Annotated in this window: 18 protein-coding genes and 2 pseudogenes; 11 read left to right on the top strand and 9 right to left on the bottom strand. The window is 66.5% G+C overall.

What is annotated here, in order from left to right:
- Positions 1-6: 6 nt before the first annotated feature.
- The 5 genes from WS96_RS22650 to WS96_RS22630 all read left to right on the top strand — a co-directional run bounded on the left by WS96_RS22650 (position 7) and on the right by WS96_RS22630 (position 3423).
- The gene (locus WS96_RS22650; RefSeq protein ID WP_059835546.1) at positions 7-813 is read left to right on the top strand and encodes a transporter substrate-binding domain-containing protein; all 807 of its coding nucleotides are present in this window, start codon (positions 7-9) and stop codon (positions 811-813) included.
- An 89-nt stretch (positions 814-902) separates the two neighbouring features.
- Positions 903-1589, top strand: a complete 687-nt coding sequence (locus WS96_RS22645) for an amino acid ABC transporter permease (RefSeq protein WP_059835544.1) — start codon at positions 903-905, stop codon at positions 1587-1589.
- The gene (locus WS96_RS22640) at positions 1586-2236 is read left to right on the top strand and encodes an amino acid ABC transporter permease (RefSeq protein ID WP_059835543.1); all 651 of its coding nucleotides are present in this window, start codon (positions 1586-1588) and stop codon (positions 2234-2236) included. Before WS96_RS22645 ends, WS96_RS22640 begins: the two co-directional genes overlap by 4 nt.
- Positions 2223-2975: an amino acid ABC transporter ATP-binding protein gene (locus WS96_RS22635; RefSeq protein WP_059835541.1), complete on the top strand. Its 753-nt coding sequence runs from the start codon at positions 2223-2225 to the stop codon at positions 2973-2975. Before WS96_RS22640 ends, WS96_RS22635 begins: the two co-directional genes overlap by 14 nt.
- 169 nt (positions 2976-3144) lie before the next feature.
- The gene (locus WS96_RS22630; RefSeq protein ID WP_059835539.1) at positions 3145-3423 is read left to right on the top strand and encodes a DUF4148 domain-containing protein; all 279 of its coding nucleotides are present in this window, start codon (positions 3145-3147) and stop codon (positions 3421-3423) included.
- Positions 3424-3601: 178 nt separating this feature from the next.
- Here the strand turns inward: WS96_RS22630 and WS96_RS22625 are convergent.
- Positions 3602-3823: pseudogene (locus tag WS96_RS22625) on the bottom strand (hypothetical protein); the annotation flags it as partial.
- Here WS96_RS22625 and WS96_RS34910 point away from each other — a divergent pair.
- Both WS96_RS34910 and WS96_RS22620 read left to right on the top strand, forming a co-directional pair.
- Complete coding sequence (locus tag WS96_RS34910) at positions 3788-3895, top strand: AraC family transcriptional regulator (protein ID WP_373557915.1); 108 nt, start codon at positions 3788-3790, stop codon at positions 3893-3895. The pseudogene WS96_RS22625 and the gene WS96_RS34910 overlap by 36 nt on opposite strands.
- Positions 3896-3998: 103 nt before the next feature.
- Complete coding sequence (locus WS96_RS22620) at positions 3999-5162, top strand: aldose epimerase family protein (protein WP_059835535.1); 1164 nt, start codon at positions 3999-4001, stop codon at positions 5160-5162.
- Positions 5163-5201: 39 nt separating this feature from the next.
- On the opposite strand, the gene WS96_RS22615 is transcribed toward WS96_RS22620, so the two are convergent.
- Entirely contained in the window at positions 5202-6173 is a 972-nt protein-coding gene (locus WS96_RS22615; protein ID WP_059835533.1) for an AraC family transcriptional regulator, read from the bottom strand.
- A 94-nt stretch (positions 6174-6267) separates the two neighbouring features.
- On the opposite strand from WS96_RS22615, the gene WS96_RS22610 reads away from it, so the two are divergent.
- The 3 genes from WS96_RS22610 (at position 6268) to WS96_RS22600 (ending at position 8534) form a co-directional block, all read left to right on the top strand.
- On the top strand, positions 6268-7101 hold the full coding sequence (locus WS96_RS22610) for an oxidoreductase (protein ID WP_059835529.1): 834 nt from the start codon (positions 6268-6270) through the stop codon (positions 7099-7101).
- Between the two features lie 137 nt (positions 7102-7238).
- Positions 7239-8075, top strand: a complete 837-nt coding sequence (locus tag WS96_RS22605; RefSeq protein WP_059782390.1) for an alpha/beta fold hydrolase — start codon at positions 7239-7241, stop codon at positions 8073-8075.
- A 162-nt stretch (positions 8076-8237) separates the two neighbouring features.
- The gene (locus WS96_RS22600; protein ID WP_257128041.1) at positions 8238-8534 is read left to right on the top strand and encodes a LysE family transporter; all 297 of its coding nucleotides are present in this window, start codon (positions 8238-8240) and stop codon (positions 8532-8534) included.
- A 48-nt stretch (positions 8535-8582) separates the two neighbouring features.
- Here the strand turns inward: WS96_RS22600 and WS96_RS22595 are convergent, their stop codons facing one another.
- The 4 genes from WS96_RS22595 to WS96_RS33830 form a co-directional block, all read right to left on the bottom strand.
- Positions 8583-9290 carry a DUF3142 domain-containing protein gene (locus WS96_RS22595; protein ID WP_059835527.1) on the bottom strand — a complete coding sequence of 236 codons (708 nt, stop codon included), beginning with the start codon at positions 9288-9290 and terminating at the stop codon, positions 8583-8585.
- A gap of 7 nt (positions 9291-9297) precedes the next feature.
- Positions 9298-11466 carry a hypothetical protein gene (locus tag WS96_RS22590; RefSeq protein WP_059835525.1) on the bottom strand — a complete coding sequence of 723 codons (2169 nt, stop codon included), beginning with the start codon at positions 11464-11466 and terminating at the stop codon, positions 9298-9300.
- A 313-nt stretch (positions 11467-11779) separates the two neighbouring features.
- Positions 11780-13192: a hypothetical protein gene (locus WS96_RS22585; protein ID WP_059835520.1), complete on the bottom strand. Its 1413-nt coding sequence runs from the start codon at positions 13190-13192 to the stop codon at positions 11780-11782.
- A 478-nt stretch (positions 13193-13670) separates the two neighbouring features.
- Positions 13671-13889 carry a hypothetical protein gene (locus tag WS96_RS33830; RefSeq protein WP_156443680.1) on the bottom strand — a complete coding sequence of 73 codons (219 nt, stop codon included), beginning with the start codon at positions 13887-13889 and terminating at the stop codon, positions 13671-13673.
- Positions 13890-13950: 61 nt separating this feature from the next.
- Here WS96_RS33830 and WS96_RS22580 point away from each other — a divergent pair, with 61 nt between their 5' ends.
- Positions 13951-14469, top strand: a complete 519-nt coding sequence (locus tag WS96_RS22580) for an endonuclease NucS domain-containing protein (protein ID WP_257128040.1) — start codon at positions 13951-13953, stop codon at positions 14467-14469.
- Between the two features lie 172 nt (positions 14470-14641).
- Here WS96_RS22580 and WS96_RS33825 read toward each other — a convergent pair whose 3' ends face one another.
- The 3 genes and pseudogenes from WS96_RS33825 to WS96_RS22575 all read right to left on the bottom strand — a co-directional run bounded on the left by WS96_RS33825 (position 14642) and on the right by WS96_RS22575 (position 16321).
- Entirely contained in the window at positions 14642-15133 is a 492-nt protein-coding gene (locus WS96_RS33825; RefSeq protein WP_156443679.1) for a hypothetical protein, read from the bottom strand.
- Between the two features lie 100 nt (positions 15134-15233).
- Positions 15234-15488, bottom strand: a pseudogene (locus tag WS96_RS34905) (type II toxin-antitoxin system HicB family antitoxin); the annotation flags it as partial.
- A gap of 71 nt (positions 15489-15559) precedes the next feature.
- Positions 15560-16321 (bottom strand): 2-keto-4-pentenoate hydratase, encoded by a 762-nt coding sequence (locus WS96_RS22575; RefSeq protein WP_059835518.1) that lies wholly within the window; start codon positions 16319-16321, stop codon positions 15560-15562.
- Between the last annotated feature and the right edge of the window lie 245 nt (positions 16322-16566).

Here is a 16566-nt window from a genome sequence, read left to right as displayed (position 1 = left end):
TTCACCGTGAGCCCGACGACCCGACCGTTCCCCCGACGCACCTGGCTGGCTGCGTTGCTCGCCGCCCCCGTGATGGTGCTGTTCGCCTCCGCGCCGGCCCATGCCGATGCGCTCGACACCATCGCGAAAAACGGCACGCTGCGCGTCGCGGTGCCCGAGGACTATCCGCCGTTCGGCTCGGTCGGCACGGACATGCAGCCGCAGGGCTACGACATCGACATGGCAGGACTCCTCGCCAAGGCGCTCGGCGTCAAGCTGAAGCTGGTGCCCGTGAACAGCGCGAACCGGATTCCGTACCTGACGACCAACAAGGTCGACATGGTGATCTCGTCGCTCGGCAAGACCCCGGAGCGCGAGAAGGTCATCGATTTCTCGAGCGCTTACGCACCGTATTTCCAGGGCGTGTTCGGGCCTTCCGACGTGAAGGTGAGCGCACCCGCCGACCTGTCCGGCAAGACGGTCGGCGCGACGCGTGGCGCGCTCGAGGAGATTGCGCTGTCGCAGCTCGCGCCGAACGCGACGATCAAGCGCTTCGAGGACAACAACGCGACGATCCAGGCGTTCCTGTCGGGGCAAGTCCAACTGATCGCGGCCGGCAACATCGTCGCGGCGGCGATTCTCGCGAAGAATCCGCCGCGCCGCCCCGAGGTCAAGTTCGTGATCAAGAATTCGCCGTGCTTCGTCGGCGTCAACAAGAACGAGCCGCGCCTGCTCGCGAAGATCGACGATGCGATCGCCCATGCGAAGCAGGACGGCACGCTGGGCGAGATGTCGCGGAAGTGGCTCGGCCAGCCGTTGCCGGTCGGACTGTGACGAAACGCCGTGTCGCCTGACACGTCGCCGCGGCCGGCATGGCCGGCGCGGTGCGTGTCGTTGTCCGAACTCGAATCGACCCATTTCCCATGAGCTACCAGCTTCAATTCGGCGAACTCGCCGAGTACGCCGGCGTGTTCGCGAGCGGCGCGGCGATCACGCTCGCGCTGACCGCGGTCGCGACCGTGCTCGGCGTGGCGCTCGGCGTGCTCGGTGCAGCCGCATACAGTGCCGACGCGCGCGCGGCCGTGCGATTGCGCCCGCTGATCGGCGCGTACGTCGAGGCGATTCGCAATACGCCGTTCGTCGTCCAGCTGTTCTTCATCTTCTTCGGCTTGCCGGCGCTCGGCGTGCACATCGACGAATACACGGCCGCGATCCTTGCGATGACGCTCAATCTCGGCGCGTACTCGGTCGAGATCGTGCGCGCGGGCGTGGCCGCCGTGCCGAAAGGGCATCTGGAGGCAGCGTCCGCGCTGGCGATGTCGCGCGCGCAAATGTTGCGCCACGTCGTGCTGCCGCAAGCGCTCGCCAAGGTGTTTCCCGCGCTGTCGAGCCAGATCGTGATCACGATGCTCGGTTCGGCGGTCGTGTCGCAGATCTCGGTGGCCGACCTGACCTATGCGGCCGGCTACATCCAGTCGCGCAACTTCCGCGCATTCGAGACGTACTTCGCGATCACGCTCGCGTATCTGGCGATGGCGCTGCTGCTGCGCGCCACGCTCGGCGCGATGGGCCGCCGCGTGTTCTCCCGCCGCGTGCGAGGTGCGCGATGATCGATTTCACGCTTGGGCAAATTCTCGCGAACCTGCTGCTGGCCGCGCGCTGGACGATCGTGCTGTCGATCGTGTCGTTCGTGTCCGGCGGCCTCGTCGGGCTCGGGCTGCTCGTGATGCGCGTGTCGGGCTCGACGGTGCTGCGCGGCGTCGCGAAGCTCTATATCGAAGTGTTTCAGGGCACGCCGTTGCTGATGCAACTGTTCATCGTGTTCTTCGGCCTGCCGCTCGTCGGGCTCGACGTTTCGCCGTGGGTCGCGGCCACGGCCGGGCTCACGTTCTTCACCAGCGCGTATCTGGCCGAAATCTGGCGCGGCTGTGTCGAGGCGGTGCCGAAAGGGCAGTGGGAGGCGTCGGCGAGCCTGGCGATGAGTTACGTCGAGCAGTTGCGTCACGTGATCCTGCCGCAGGCCGCGCGCATCGCGATCGCGCCGACGGTCGGCTTCGGCGTGCAGGCCGTGAAGGATACGGCGTTGGTGTCGATCATCGGCTTCACCGAGCTGACGAAGGTCGGCATCGCGATCTCGAACGCGACGTTCCGGCCGTTCGTCGTGTATGGCCTCGTCGCGCTGATCTATTTCGCGCTCTGCTATCCGCTGACCCGTTATGCGCGCACGTTGCAAAGGAGATGGCATGCCGCTCGTTGAAACCCGGGGTGTCGAGAAGCATTTCGGCACCCATCATGTGCTCAAGGGCATCGATCTGTCCGTCGAGCGCGGGCAGGTCGTATCGATCATCGGCCGCAGCGGCTCGGGCAAGAGCACGCTGCTGCGCACGCTCAACGGGCTCGAGAGTATCGACGCGGGCACGATTTCGGTCGACGGAGAACGCGTCGATGCACGGCACGCGGACCTGCGTGCGCTGCGGCTGAAGGTCGGCATGGTGTTCCAGCAGTACAACCTGTTTCCCCACCTGAGCGCCGGACAGAACGTGATGCTCGCGCAGTCGGTGGTGAAGAAGTCGCACCGCCAGCAGGCGCGCGCGATCGCGGAGCTGATGCTCGAGCGCGTCGGCATCGGCGACAAGTTCGACGCGTTTCCGGAACACCTGTCGGGCGGCCAGCAGCAACGCGTCGCGATCGCGCGTGCGCTCGCGATGAAGCCGAGCGTGCTGCTGTGCGACGAGATCACGTCCGCGCTCGATCCCGAGCTGGTCGGCGAGGTGCTGGGGGTCATCGAGCAGCTCGCGCGCGAGGACATGACGCTGATCATGGTCACGCACGAGATGAACTTCGCGCGTGCGGTGAGCGACAGGATCGTGTTCATGCATCAGGGGCGCGTATGGGAGAGCGGCACGCCCGACGAGATCTTCGAGCGGCCGCAGACCGTGGAGTTGACGCGGTTTCTGGGCACCGTCCGGCACACGGCGCCGTTACGCGTCGATTGACGCTGCCGTGCGGCCGGGCCGCGACCGGATGACAAGACCGTAATCGAAGCCTCACCTTCCGGAAAGCGCGCGAATCGCAGAATGGATATCACTCCTCGTCGCATCGATGCGGAGCGGATGTCCGGCCTGATCTGCGGACGCGAACACGCCATTTTCGGAGGTGAACGTCATGAGCAAGCTGATTCGTGCAGTCCTGCTGTCCTGTGCGCTGAGCGCACCGATCGTCGCATTCGCGCAAACCGCCGACCATGCGCTCACGCGCGCCGACGTGCGCGCCGACCTGATTCGGGCGGAGCGCGACGGTACGCTGCCGACGCCGAAATCGGACTATCCGCCGAGCACGGAGACGATTGCGCGCAATCGCGAACTGTATGCGATCGCACATGGAGACCGGCACACGGCAACGGCCGCGACGTCGGCGTCCGTCCCGACCGCGAGCGCGCAATGAAGCGCCGGGCGAAGGGGCTGGCGATCGCCGCGTGGCTGGCGGCAGCCGCGACCCCGGCTTTCGCGCGCGGGCAGCCGCAACTACCCGCAGACGACGGCGGCCGCGCGAGCGTGCTGCGTGCGCTGAATCCCGAGGGCGATCCGTACCGCGCGGCGGCCGACAGACGGCCGGCGCACCTTCACGCGGTGCCCATCAACCGCGCGCCGAGCGCGATCCCGCGCGCGGACAGCAGCGCACCGGCCGCACGCTGACGGGCGTCCCAGCCTGCCAGCGCGGCATCGAACGCGGCGCCGCGTGCGACGTCGCGCAATGCTTCGGCGAGACCGACCGCGTCGTCCGCCGCTTTCGCGACGCCCGCCGCCGTGTGCGGGCGCACGATGCGCGCGGCTTCGCCGATCAGAGCCATTTCTCGCGAACCTTCACGCGGTTGACCGGTGTCACGCCTCGCCGGTGGCGCGCGGGCCAGACGTGAGCGCCGCGATGCTCCGGAGGCGGGCGCGCGGCATGGCAAACGCGGCGACGTGCAGGCATGCAACTTGCGCGCGAGCACGGGCCGCATCACTTCGGAGGTTTTCATGAAACGACGCTGGCCGCGACGACCGATGCTCGCGATAGGTGTGTTCGCAACGTTCGGCTTTCATGCCGCCATCGCGTCGGCGGCATCCGACGTGTCGATCAGCCGCGCCGATTACGGGACGACCGCGAACGGGCAGGCGGTGAGCCAGTACACGCTCGCGAACCGGCACGGCGTGACGCTGAAAGTCATCACGTATGGCGGCATCGTGACCGCCCTCGACGTGCCGGACCGTACCGGCCGCGTGGCCGACATCGTGCTCGGCTTCGATTCGCTGCGCGACTACGAAGCGCACAACGGCAACATCCATTTCGGCGCGCTGATCGGCCGGTACGCGAATCGCATCGCGGGCGGGCGTTTCACGCTCGACGGCCAAACCTGGAAGCTGCCGGTCAACGACGGGCCGAACACGCTGCACGGCGGCCCCGACGGTTTCGACGCGAAGGTATGGACGGTCACCGGCACGCACGGCGACGCGACGGGCGCGAGCGTCACGCTGCGCTACGTGAGCCCCGACGGCGAGAACGGCTTCCCCGGCACGTTGACGACGGACGTGACCTACACGCTGACCCGCGACGACCAGGTCCGCATCGACTACCGCGCAACGACCGACCGGGACACGGTCGTCAACCTGACCAACCACAGCTACTTCAATCTGGCGGGGCAGGCAGGCGGCAGCGTCGAGCGGCAATTGATCGAGATCGCCGCATCGCGCTTCACGCCGACCGACGCCACGTCGATTCCGACCGGGCAACTGGCGAGCGTCGCGGGCACGCCGATGGATCTGCGCCAGTTGACGCCGATCGGCGCGCATCTGCGCGATGCGTATCCGCAGCTCGTGCTCGCGCATGGCTACGACCAGAACTGGGTGCTGGACCAGGGCGGCCAGTCGGCGCCGGCGTTTGCCGCGCGCGCTTACGACCCGGCGTCGGGGCGTTTTCTCGAGTTGTACACGACGCAGCCGGGGCTGCAGTTCTACACGGCCAACGGGTTGAACGGCAGCGTCGCGGGCAAGGGCGGCACGGTCTACCGGCAAACCGATGCGTTCGCGCTGGAAGCCGAGCATTTTCCCGATTCGCCGAATCGTCCGGCCTTCCCGTCGACGACGCTCAAGCCGGGCGAGACGCTGCACGAAGTGACGGTGTGGCGGGTGGGCGCGCGATGAGCGTGTGGGGCGTGTGGGTCGCGGCCGTGTTCCGGCGCGTCAATGCGACGACACGAACACCGCATCGTCGAACGCTTCGGGAATCGCGAAGCTCGCGCGCATGCGCTGCGTCTCCTTCGCCGGCGTCAAGCCGAACAGGCGCTTGAATTCGCGGCTGAACTGCGACGGGCTCGTGTAGCCGACCGCGTAGCCGGCCGCCTCCGCCGTCAGGTCCTGGCGCACCATCAATAGCCGCGCCTGATGCAGGCGCGTCGACTTCAGGTACTGCATCGGCGACGCCTGCGTGATCGCCTTGAAATGGCTGTGAAAGCTCGGCACGCTCATGCCGGCCGCGTCGGCCAGTTGCGACACGTCGAGCGGCCGCGCGTAGTCGGTGTGGATCACGCGCAATGCGCGCCCGATCCGGCCGAACTGCCCGCGCATCGCCAGGGCGCTGCGCATCGCGTCGCCCTGCGCGCCGGTCAGCACGCGGAAATACAGCTCGCGAAGCAGCGCCGGGCCGAGCACCGCGGCGTCGAGCGGCCGCTGCATCGCCTCGACGAAACGCAGCACCGATGCGTGCATCGCGGCGTCCATCGGCGTCGACATCATGCTCTTCGGCGCTTGCACGGGTCGTGCGAGGCTCGCGCGATCGATCTGCGCGGCGAGTTCGGCGGCCAGCGTGAAATCGAGGTGCAGGTACAGCGCGAGCAGCGGGCGCGCGGGCGTGGCGTCGGTTTCCATGCTGAACGGGACGGGCACGGAAACGGCCAGGTAATGGTGCTCGTCGTACAGATAGCGCTCGCCGCCGAAGTAGCCGCGCTTCGATCCCTGGCACACGATCACGATGCCAGGGTCGTACAGCACCGGCGTGCGCGACAGCGCGCGGTTCGAGCGCAGGATGCGCACGCTCGGCAGCGCCGTCAGGTTGTAGCCTTCGTCGGGCGCGAGCGCGCGCAGCAGCGTCACCAGGCGCTTCCGGTCGCGCGGGGACAGCGCGGGAGATCGGGCGGAGACGGGCGAGGGGCTCATAGTTTTGTGCAAGAAAATCAGCGGAATCGGGCTTATTCGACGCAGTTCGTCAGACTAGTATGCACGCTTCGATCGACATTCGGGAGAAGCTCACATGGCATCCGGCAACATCATGCTCATTACCGGCGTCAGCAGCGGTTTCGGTCGCGCGCTCGCCCGGGAGGCGCTGGCCGCCGGCCACACGGTGGTCGGTACGGTGCGCAGCGCGCAGGCGGCGCGCGATTTCGAGGCGCTGTCCGCGCAGGCGGCCGTCGCACGCGTGCTCGACGTGACCGACTTCGACCGCATCGACGGCGTCGTCGCGGACATCGAGGCGAACGTCGGGCCCATCGACGCGCTGGTGAACAACGCGGGTTACGGGCACGAAGGGATCATGGAGGAGGCGCCGCTCGAGGAGATGCGCCGGCAGTTCGACGTGAACGTGTTCGGCGCGGTCGCGATGATGAAGGCCGTCGTGCCGTTCATGCGCGCGCGCCGGCGCGGCCGCATCCTGAACATCACGTCGATGGGCGGTCACATCACGATGCCGGGCATCGCGTACTACTGCGGCAGCAAGTTCGCGCTGGAAGGCATTTCCGAAACCCTCGGCAAGGAGCTCGAGCCGTTCGGCATCGCGGTGACGGCCGTGGCGCCGGGTTCGTTCCGCACGGACTGGGCCGGCCGCTCGATGGTGCGCACGCCGCGCTCGATTGCCGACTACGATGCGCTGTTCGATCCGATCCGCCGCGCGCGCGAGGAGAAAAGCGGCAAGCAACTGGGCGACCCCGCGAAGGCCGCGCGGGCGATGCTCGCCGTGATGGCGGCGGACCGCCCGCCCGCGCATCTGCTGCTCGGCAGCGACGCGCTGCGGCTCGTGCGGGACAAACTGTCGGCGCTGGACGACGAAATCCGCGCGTGGGAAGCCGTGACGGTGTCGACGGACGGCTGACGCGCGCGGCATCGTTCGTTTCCTGCCGGTGGATGATCGGCCCTCGCTGCGCGCGATGGCATCGAGGTTTCACAATAATGGCCGATAATGTCAACCGGCCCGCTCGCCACGTTCATCCACCTCACCGGAGCATCGCGATGCCATACGTCACCACGAAGGACAACGTCGATATTTTCTACAAGGATTGGGGTCCGAAAGATGCGCAGCCCGTCATGTTCCACCACGGCTGGCCGCTGTCCAGCGACGACTGGGATGCGCAACTGCTGTTCTTCGTCCAGAACGGCTATCGCGTGATCGCGCACGACCGGCGCGGCCATGGCCGCTCGGCGCAGGTCTGGGACGGCCACGACATGGATCATTACGCGGCGGATGCGTTCGCGGTGGTCGAAGCGCTCGACCTGCGCAATGCGGTGCATATCGGGCACTCGACGGGCGGCGGCGAAGTGGCGCGCTACGTCGCGAAGCACGGCGAGCCGGCCGGCCGCGTCGCGAAGGCGGTGCTGGTCAGCGCGGTGCCGCCGCTGATGCTCAAGACCGACTCGAACCCCGAGGGCTTGCCGCTCGAGGTGTTCGACGGCTTCCGGAAAGCGCTCGCCGACAATCGCGCGCAGTTCTTCCTCGACGTGCCGAGCGGGCCGTTCTACGGGTTCAACCGCGAGGGCGCGACCGTGCACCAGGGCGTGATCCGCAACTGGTGGCGGCAGGGGATGGCAGGCAGCGCGAAGGCGCATTACGACGGCATCAAGGCGTTTTCGGAAACGGACCAGACCGACGACCTGAAGTCGATCTCCGTCCCGACGCTCGTGCTGCATGGCGAAGACGACCAGATCGTGCCGATCGCGGATTCCGCGCTGAAGTCGATCAAGCTGCTGAAGAACGGCACGCTGAAGACCTATCCGGGCTATTCGCACGGGATGCTGACCGTCAACGCGGACGTGCTCAACGCCGACCTGCTCGCGTTCGTGCGGGCATGACGGTGTCGGCGCCGGCCCGCTGCGGCGGGCGGCGCCGCGATCGTGGGGAGGCGATCCGGCCGCGCGTGGAAAAGGGCGGATCGTCCGCCGGGTGCGTCACCCCAAATCGACGAAGCGCACGCCCGGATGCGCGAGGCGCGGTAATCGGCTGGCCAGGAACGCATGCAGTTCGCGTACCTGCGCTGCTTCGTCGTCGGCATCGCGAATCCGAAGGATCTGCTGTTCTTCGTTGCGTTCTTTCCGCAGTTCGTCGGCATCACGCCCGATTCGCGCGTGAGCCTCGCGATCCTCGCCGCGCTGTGGATCGCCGTCGATTTCACGATCCTGACCGGCTACATGGCCGCGATCAACCATCCGGCGCTTCATCGGAAGCAGCGATGGATCGTGACATCGTCGGCGCTCGCGATGCTCGCGATCGCGCTCGTCGGGCTCGGCAGCACGCTCGCGCACGCCGCGTAGCGCATCGTCGATCGGCGTCACGCTTCGCTTGCGTCGCGCGGGCGCCCGCTAGCCATTGCGCAGGAACACGACGTAGCCGCGGAACCACGGACTCGATGCGAGATACGGCGGCGCGTCCCACTCGCCGCCCTGGATCACGCCGATGCGAAACGGCAGTTGCAGCCGCGCGACGCGCGGCAGATAGGCTGCGTAATCGGGGATCGTGCTGCGGCCCTGGTAGGTCTGCACGACCACCTCGTCGACGATCCCCTTGAGCCGGTTGACCTGGTCGGTATCGATGCGGCTGCTCCAGTCGAGCAGCCCCGTGATGCTCAGCCGGCAATCGGCGGGCAAGGTCTCGCGCAGCGTGCGCAGGAACGCGAGGTAATCCTGCAGGTGGCGCGTACCGGCATCGAAGTCGATCTGGATGCCGGCGATCGTGCGGCCCGACGCGCGCCAGCGTGCGAGCTGCGCGAGCATGATCTGCGTGACGCGCGGCGTCCAGCGCAGCGTATGCGCGCGATAGACGAGCCACACGCGCGCGTCGGGCGCGGGCGGCAGCGCGACGCCCTGCGCGATCACGCGCACCTGCGACTCGTCCTGCGGCGACGCCTCGATCTGACCTTGCAGCACGTAGACGGCGCGCGCGCCGCGCACGACCGCCTGCGGCTTCACGCCCGCCCACAGCCAGAACGCGTCGTAGCGTGCAGCGTCGACGGTGCCGGCCAGCGCGCCGCGCGCGGCCAGCAGCAGCGCGATGCACGCGATGCGTTTCATGCGGCGCTCACCAGTAGTAGCGAAGCTTCCGCGCCCACGGGCTGTCCGGATAGGCGGTCTTCAGCGTGTCGAACCAGCGCTTGCGCGTGCTCTTCGAGACCTCCTTGCCGCCGCATTCGTTGGAGCCGCCCGGCGCGTAGCACCTGATCGCGCGATAGAACGCGTACGCGCGGTCGTTCGGGTTCGCCTGCGTATCGGCCATCACCGTCACGTAGCTCGACATCCGCTCGTACGGTTTGCCCGCGAACTGCGACGGCGCCGCGCCCAGCGTCGGCGGCACGCGCGTGGCGGCGGTGCTCGACGCGTTGCGGACCCACGACGGCACCGGATCGATCTCGAGGCCGGGCGCCGGCGGATGAAGTCGCACGAAATCGGCGAGGCAGTTCAGCCCCTTCGGATCGGCGGGATTCTGCTGCAGCGTCGCGGCGATGTCGCGCGCCGACGGGCACGTGTAGCCGTCTTCGTTTTTCGTGCCGGCTGCGAGGAACGGCTTCAACGGATCGGCGGGCGTGCCGGACACCAGCGCGGTATCGGCGAGGAAGTCCGCGTAGTGCGAACGCGTGAGTTCCTTGTACAGCAGCGTGTACAGCGCGATGTTGCGCAGCGCGCCGCCGGTTGCCTGATTCTGCGCCTGTGCGCGCAGCAAGTCGGCATTGGCCGCGCGCTGCAGCAGCACCGCGCGGATCGCGGCGTTCTGCACGGGCGAATCGCCGGCGAACGCATCGTTGACGAGCCCGGCCTGCTCCAGGTTGATCGCGAGCGCGAGTTCCAGCATTTCGCGCTGGAAGCGGAACGTCGCGAGCGGGATCAGGTCGCGCCACAGCTGGCGCGCCTGGTCGTTCCGGCCGCTGTCCTCCAGCGCGAACCCGCGCAGCGCCTGCTGGCTCAGACCGAAGTAGTCGAGCGGCACGGCGGGCGTTTGCGGCAGCAGGTCGAGCGCGGCATCCGGCTTGTGCCCGATCTGCACGTACCACGTGGCGAGCAGGTAGTCGTAGAGCGCGGGCGCGTTCGCGAAGCGCGGCTTCTGCGCCTGCAGCTCGTCGAGCGTCATCGGCTTGCGGCTCGGATCGTTGCTGTCCGACGCACGCATGCGCAGCAGGTCGACGGTGGCGAGCACGGTCGGTGACTGGATCTGGCTCGCGTCGAATGCCGAGCCGAACAGCAGCTTGCTGTCGAGTTCGTTCGCCAGTTGCATCAGCGGCACGTTCGACGTCGCCGGCGACCAGTGCGCGAGCGCATGGCCGTACAGGTCTGCCTGCTGCGTGACGTTGCCGTCGAGCCACGCGACACGCCGCAACAGCCCGCTCGCGGACACCGCGTAGCGCCCCTTCGGATACACCTTCAGGTAGGTCCGGAATACCGTGTTCGCCGCGTCGAGCGACACCTTCGTCACGCGCGCGCGCGTCGGCGTCGGGCTGTCGTGGTCGAATGCGTTGGCCTGCGCGGCATTCAACTGCGCGCGCCCGGCCATGTAGAGGCCGGTTTCCTTCAGCCACGGGTCCGCGCTGTGCGATGCGTTCGCGAAGGCGCGGGTCGCGGTGGGGAAGTCGGCGCGGTAGAACGCGTTCGCGCCGTCGAGGTACGCGGCGAACTGCTGGCCGAGCGGCGACTTGACCGGCGGCTTCGTCCACGCGGCGCTCGCGCCGCCCGCGGCACAGTTCTGCTGCGCGATGTCGGCGCGTGCCGCGCGCAGGCGCGCCGCTTCGTCGGCGGGCAGGCCGGCGGCGCCGCCCAGTGCGTCGTTGAATGCGTCCGCGCCCGCATTCATGCTGCGGCAGATGCTGCCTTCGCCGTCCGCGTACCGGTTCGACGACGCATCGGCATCCGCTGCGCCGCCGGTCTGGTCGGGCTCCTTCTGGCCGATATAGATCCAACCGGAGAAATCCATCGGGAACGGCACGACGATCCGCTCGACCCGCTCTTTCGCCGGGATGGTCTTCGGGTCCGGAAACACCTGCGCGACCTTGCCGCTGTCGGCCATCATCAGCATCGCGTTGATGCGCGTGTCGTTGGCGGGCGTCAGCATCGGCACGTTGCCGCATGAGTATGACGTTTGCCGGAGCGTGTTCGGCACGTAGCAGCCGTCGTCTCCGCTCGCATGGGCGGCCGGTATCCACAGCAGGCCGGCCGCCAGCGCGGCGAACAGGGTTCGGTGCAGCATCGGGTTTCTTCGCATTTTTCTTGTGTCGGGTAGGGGGGCCGCGACGGCCGGTTCTCTCAGGGGGGCGCTTTGCCCTGGCGCGTATCGTACCTCACCGGCCGGCGCCGTCATGGCCGGCGTGGCCGGCATGGTGTCGGCCGGCCAGCCAGCGATGCGGAGGGCAGCCCCGTGAAATGGACATCCATTCGGTGTGGACGCAACGCGACCTTGAATCCGGATGGCTTGAACCGAGATGCAGCCGGCAGTAGCGGACGTCCGACGATAGTTCGGGTTACTTACAAACCGGGCGAGCAGCACGCAGGGGTCGCGCGTCCGTCACGATCGCGCATCACGCGCACACGCTGCTGGCGATGCCTCCGTCGTCCATCTCGTCGAGCGCGGCCCGCAAATCGTCGATGGCCACCATCAGTTCGCGGACTTGCCGCAACGACGGGTATTGATGCAGCACGGCGTGCCATTGCGGCAGGGTCAGCAGCGCGTGCCAGATGACGCCGAGGCCGTCCGGATCGGCATCCGGCTGCCGCGCGAGCGCGCTCGCGTATTCGAGGCTGGCCTGGGCCGACAGCAACTGCATCCGGCTCGCGGCGCCCAGCAGGCGCGGCGACGCGTCCGCGGACGCGTCGCAGCAATACAGCACCTCGCGTCGCAGCGCCGCTTCGTCGGTCGTCAACGCGTGCAGCGATGCGCCCTGCACGCGCACCGTGCCCTGGTGCGTCTCGAATGCATAGACCGTGTCGGGCGCCGCCTGCGCGAGCAGGTTCAGGCCGCGCAGCAGTCGCGGCAGGTCGGTCGTCGCGGCATCCGCGGAGGCTTTCGCTTCGACGAGAAAGCGCACGTTCCACGCGAGCGCCGGGTCGCCGCCGCGCGCGCGTTCGAGCAGGATCGCGTCCCATTCGGTTTTCGCGCGGTCGTGTCGGCCCGGGATCGACGAAGGCACACACATCGACGTGACCACGCGGTAGGTGCGGTGCTCGTCCACCGCGTCGAGCCGGCGCGCCAGTGCGTCGAGCGCCTGCGCGGCCAGCGCTTCGACGGCCGCGCCGCGCTGCTGGGACGCCGCGCCTTGCGCGACGGCGGCCGTGCTGCCGACGAGCGGGCCTTGACGGACCCACAGCGCGCGGTAGCGACGGACGTCGTCGTCCGCGGCCAGCGCATCGAGTCGCAGCGTGCGCTCGAGCGCGGGGCTGTCCTTGAGCTTGACGATGTCCTGCTCGAACGCCGCGTCGGTCGCCATCTCGGGCAGTGCGAGCAGTTGCGCGAGCGCGGCATGCAGCTCGGCCCACGCCGCCGACGTCGCGGCTGCATGCAGGCGCGCGAGGCCGTCGCGTTGCCACGCCTGTGCGCTGCGCTCGAGCTTGGCCGGGTGCGCGATCGCATTGACGGCCGCGTGGAGCGCGCGCCGGTCCTGCTCGGCGTGCGCGGACAACGACGCGTATTCGCGCACGTTCGGCGCGTCGTGGCGCAGCACCGATGCCTGAAACGACGGGTCGCCGGATGACGGATCCATCGCGTCGCGGATCATCCGTGCGAGCGCATCGACGAAGCGCTGTCGCAGGTCCGCGCCGGGCGTGTGGCCGTCCGCCTGCATCCTGCGCGCTTCCTCGATCACGACCGCCAGCGCGGTGGCCGGATGCGTCGCGTCGGTCAGCGACGACGCGCGGTCGAGCGGCGGCAGCCGATAACGGCGCGCGACGGTGCGCAGGACGGTGTCGAGCAGGGCGGGCAGCGGTGTCAGCGACATGGCGGATGGGGCGTGAAAGCGGTTCGCGGGGGCGGCCGGCGGGCCGGCGCGCGCGACGATGTGCAACGGTATCACGGCGGGGCGGAATGGATCGACGACGGGTGCCGAGCCGTCCAGCGACGACGCGAATGAAGTCGAGCGCGCGTGGAGCCGCCTGATGCCGTTACACCGGGACATTTCTGCATGAACTACATACTCAGGATGAGTACGCGCGTTGTCTGTCGAAGCTACGTATTTAGCGGCGGCCGGCGAGCACATTTGATATGGCTTTGGCGCACGGGACGCCTGAGGATTCGCAAGGTGCCAGAGAGGATCGTGGAGATCCGTCGAACTCGCCACGCGAGCGCAACAGCTGCAACGATTGCGTGCTGTTCTATATCCGTAGCATGTCGTTCGTTCGGGACGGACGCGGCAACGGAGTGAAACCTCTCCACGGTGGGAGAGGTTTAGTCGCGGGTAACGCGTCGCAACGTTAGCGTTACTCTTTGTTGGTCCGTGCTGCCAAGAGATTGTCTGCTGCAGTGTAAGCCATTTCGCCAAGTCCCGAATAGTTTGCACTGCTTCCACTTGCGATCATACCTTGCAATGCCGCTGCGGCAAAATAGTCGCGCAGAGACATCCCCTGCAAGCTAGAACTATGCTTTTGGTTATCGAGCGTGGTAACTGGTACGGGAAATGCCGGGCCGCCGTTATCCATATTGATCTCCGTAGTTTGTGGAAAAGGGGATTATAAAGCGTTCTAGTGCATATGATGACCAATGCTGCCTAAATTCGTGACCCACTCCGGTGAGAAGAGATGCGTCTCTAGAGAATGTAGACCATTCGAGCACAAAGGCATATCGGTCACATCCGTTTGCTCAAAAGTTTTGAAGGACAACGATGGTCGATTCCACATCTACAATGTAGAGACATTCGGCCCGAACGTCTGGACACCGGCTTACGACGCTGGTGAGCAGGACAGTGAGCAAGGCATTGAACAGCCGGACGCTGTCGAGAAACTGATTGAGGCTTCGGTCAGCTTTGAGCGAGATATCGAGGCGCACGTCATTCAGAATTTGGCCACGCTAGAGCCGGGGCTACGTTACATCGACCGTCATGTTTCGATTGATGTTGGTCGAGTTGACATTCTCGCGAAAGATGCTTCGGCACGCCGCGTCGTCATTGAGCTGAAGGTGGGCGAAGCAAAGGACTCAGCGGTGGGGCAGATTGCCCGCTATCTCGGATGGTATGCGAAGCAGGACGGGACTCCTCCCCGCGGTATCCCTTATAGCCAGTGAGTTTTCCGAGCCGATTCGATATGTGACTCAAGCAATACAGAACTTGCAACTAGTGCGTACAAGGTTCAGTTTGATTTCTCTCGCGCGGGAATCGAGTAAGCGTACCGCAATTACATTTTTTAGGTTGGAAGCTAGAGCCCGCAAGGTGAAAGCTTCGCGGGCTTTTTCGTCATCAGAGGCGCGTACACGACTCCATCCGAGCGAGAAGTTCTCGGCGACCAGTCATCAACTCTTCGCGACGTGGGCTGTCGGCGGACCAGTTGTTCAAATTTAGCTGAGTTTGATAGTAGTCGAATTGCTGGCGAAGGAAGTCGCATTGATTGGATACTTTGACTCGCCCATTCAAGATGGCGATCTGCGATGCTTGGTCAGCGATCGTCCTTTGGGATCCTTCGTAGGCTTCTCTCCAACTGGCCAAGTTTTTAATGGTGACGTCTAAGTTGGCCTGCGTGTCCCCCAACTTCTTTTTTGTTGATTCGAGATCGTCAATCGCGGCTCGGCATTCACTGTGAGCGGAGTCTTTGCCATATTGAACTCCTTGGGTATACGTGACGCCAAGTGCGCTAGCAACAGCAACGAGAAGCGTAATCCCGCCTGTTAATGCTGCACCGACGCTTACAGAAATTCCGTTTTTCGGTTGTGGATGGTTTTGGTGGAGAGACATTTCTTATATCAGTTTTTTTGATTTCACAGGATGATACAACAGTACTAAGCATGAGTTCGCATATCCTGTTCTGCGGCAAGAATGAGAAACGCTGACTGAGTCATCTTGCGCGCATTTGCAGCGACGTCGATCTGGTGCGGAAGCTGTTCAGGCATGTTGACATCGAAGCGGACGGCCTTTTGTTCTTCGGCAGGTCGATATCGAAGAGCATCCAAACGCCGGCTTCGCATTCGGAATTACGCGCGAGCGTTTTCAGTGCAGACGGAGACGGCACTGTGCCTTTTTCACGGTAGAAATGTGCCTCGACCGCTTCCTGTGCAGCAGCGCGAACGTCTTCCCAGACATCGGCGGCAGCGAAGCAGCAGGGCGAAAACCGCCGGTCATTTCAGACCGGCCTGATTCAGGATGCTGTGGTCATCCGCCCCGTCACGCGGTCAACGTCACCGACAGGCTGCCGAGCTCGCCGAAGCGGACCGTCAGCGCATCGCCGAGCGGCACGTCGATCGCCCCCGCGTACGAGCCGGTCGTCACGATCTGGCCGGCGCGCACCGCGTCGCCGCGCGACGCGAGGAAGTTGACGAGCCACACCAGCGGCTTCAGCGGATCGCCGTCCGGATGGCGGCCGTCGATCGTCCGGTTCAGCGCGCCTTCGAACGACAGCGCCAGCGTCGCGAGCGGCGCGTTCAAGCCGTCGGGCACGACCGGGCCGACGCACAGCCCCTGGTTGAATTGCCCGTCGGCCAGCAGCTCGAACTTCGACGCGCGCGCCGGCTCCGCATAGCGGCAGCCCAGTATCTCGAGCACGACGCGCACTTCCCGGATCGCCGCCCGCACGTCGCGTTCGTCGTACGGCTGCTCGCGCGCGGGCAGGTCGCGATCGAGCACGAACGCGATTTCCGGTTCGATCCGCACGATCGGCCCGCCGACGACGCGGTACGGCGCATCGGCTTCGCCGATCGTCGACGCGAAGATCGGCGCGAGGATCACGCGATCGGGCGGCGGCAGCGCGCATTTCCATCCGCCGACGGGTTCGCCGAGCAGGTCGGCCACGCGCTGCTGGATCGCGAGCGCGGTGTCGATGTCGTCGGGGCGCAGTGCATCGGGCAACAGCGGGCCGGGCGAGCCGGCATGGCGGGCGGCGACGAGATGCTGGGCGGCGCCGTCCACGCGTTCGATAGTCGTTGTCATGTCGGTTGAGCGAGTTGAAAGTGGGGCCGGAAAAAAGGGCCGGACGAAAGTCGCACGTTCGATGATAGCGCCTTCGGCGCGATGGCCGCTTGAAAGCGCGTCGGCGCGCGCATGGCCGGCCCGGTTCGCGGCCTGGCCGACAACGCGAGCTTTCCCCTTTCCGTCGCGCCGTTTTGCCGCATGTGCGGCCGCTGCCGCGCTTGACCGCCGTCAATGTTCGGCCCCGCCGTCGGCCGATGATGGAG

Source organism: Burkholderia sp. MSMB1835 (genome assembly GCF_001526365.1).
GTDB lineage: Bacteria > Pseudomonadota > Gammaproteobacteria > Burkholderiales > Burkholderiaceae > Burkholderia.
The sequence above is the reverse complement of the archived record's forward strand: the minus strand, read 5'-3'. Positions and strand labels throughout refer to the sequence as shown.